Genomic DNA, 1,533 nt, shown 5'->3' with positions numbered 1-1,533 from the left:
AGGGCTATAGGCAATAAAGTGTGTCTGTGGAATGAACCCCGAAAGTTAGACAGACTTTACGCCACTTTGGACTGAGCATAGCGCACTGGGCTAGTTCCCAGACGCTGAACTATCCTGTCGTTGTTCCACCATCGAATATAGCTGTCCAGCGCATTCTTGAATGAGCTGATGGTTGAGTAAGTTTCTCCTCGGCCGAATTCCGTTTTCACTCGACTGAAGAAAGATTCCGCTGGCGAGTTATCGTGGCAATTTCCAACCCTGCTCATCGATTGGATAGCATCGTTTTCGTTCAAGATGCTTTTCCAGCTCTTGGCCGTGTACTGGCTTCCTTGGTCCGTGTGAACTATTGGAACCGCTCCGTCTGGCAACTTCGCCAGTCCTTCTCGCAACATGGCATCGGTCATCGCGCCGCTTGCGCTAGATTCGATTCTCCAAGCGATGACCTCGTTGTTGAATAGGTCGAGGAGTGGAGAAAAGAATGCACGATGTGCCCCTACATTGAACATGCTGATGTCGGTGACTAGTACCTTTCCAGGTTCGTCTGTGTGAAAATTACGAGCTAAGCGGTTGATGCTTTCAGGATCACGCCCTTTGAAAGAGTTGTAGTGTTTCTTGGTGGGCTTCGCGCCTTGTAAATGCATTTGCGCCATCAGCCTGGCAACCCTTTTATGGTTGACCTGCAGTGCAGGACGCTGGTCTAGGCCCTGTCGGAGGCATAGCGTCATTCTTCGATACCCGTAAGCGCGGTAGCTTCTTTCGAACGCGTCGTGAATTCGTGCAGATACCTCATGGTCGCGTCGCTCTTTGTCATCACTATGCCGGCAACGCCAGTAATACGAAGCTCTGGGAACTCCTACTGCCGCCGCCAGTGAGGTGATTGTGTATGTTGCCTTGAGGTCAGTCACTATTGTGTCCAGGACTCTCGTCGGGTCGCTCTCCAAGGACCTCAAGGCGAAACATTTTTCTAGGATGTCTGCTTGCATTTGAAGAAGACGAACACGCTCAGCGTCGGTGGCCGCTTCCTTTTGGGCCTGGTCAAAGTATTCGCGCATCTGATGAATCCATGACCGCCAGAATTGGTCGCCATGTTCCCACGCCGATAATGCTCTATTTGCAGCCTGATTAGCGAGCTGTTCTGGATTCATCTCTTTCTCCAGCCCTAAGCTTTTGACCCACATCTCTGGATAGTTACCGTACGGCAACCGATAGGTTCTGACCAGATCAGCTGCCGGAGTTCCATTTAGGAAAGCAGTTGCGACTTCACGTTTGATATTTTCAGACCACTTTTTTGGCGTGGTTTTTGGTTTGAGTGCTTCAGCAAAGCCGATCCGTTCGGCGCCTCTGACCCATTTTCTTGCTGTCTCGTATGAGCAGCCAGACAGTCGCGCCGCGTCTGAGATGGAGGCACCGCGATGGACTTTACCCAAGACCTTTCTGCGTTGTTTATCTTTGTCTACTAGACGTCTGCTTGCAGGGTTTCCCATTGCTAGATCTCTTTCTGCTGAGATGTCTAACTTTTGGGGGGCACTTCAC

The 1,533-nt window shown here is 50.9% G+C and carries 1 protein-coding gene; it reads right to left on the bottom strand.

Translation table 11 applies throughout. The annotated features are described in order from the left end of the window. Positions 1-56 precede the first annotated feature (56 nt). Positions 57-1,484, bottom strand: coding sequence for an IS3 family transposase (locus EDF61_RS18640; RefSeq protein ID WP_133835121.1), 1,428 nt, complete (start codon positions 1,482-1,484; stop codon positions 57-59). Positions 1,485-1,533: the final 49 nt, after the last annotated feature.

Source organism: Arthrobacter sp. JUb115 (genome assembly GCF_004365035.1).
In the GTDB taxonomy this organism is placed as follows: Bacteria; Actinomycetota; Actinomycetes; order Actinomycetales; family Micrococcaceae; genus Glutamicibacter.
The sequence above is the reverse complement of the archived record's forward strand: the minus strand, read 5'-3'. Positions and strand labels throughout refer to the sequence as shown.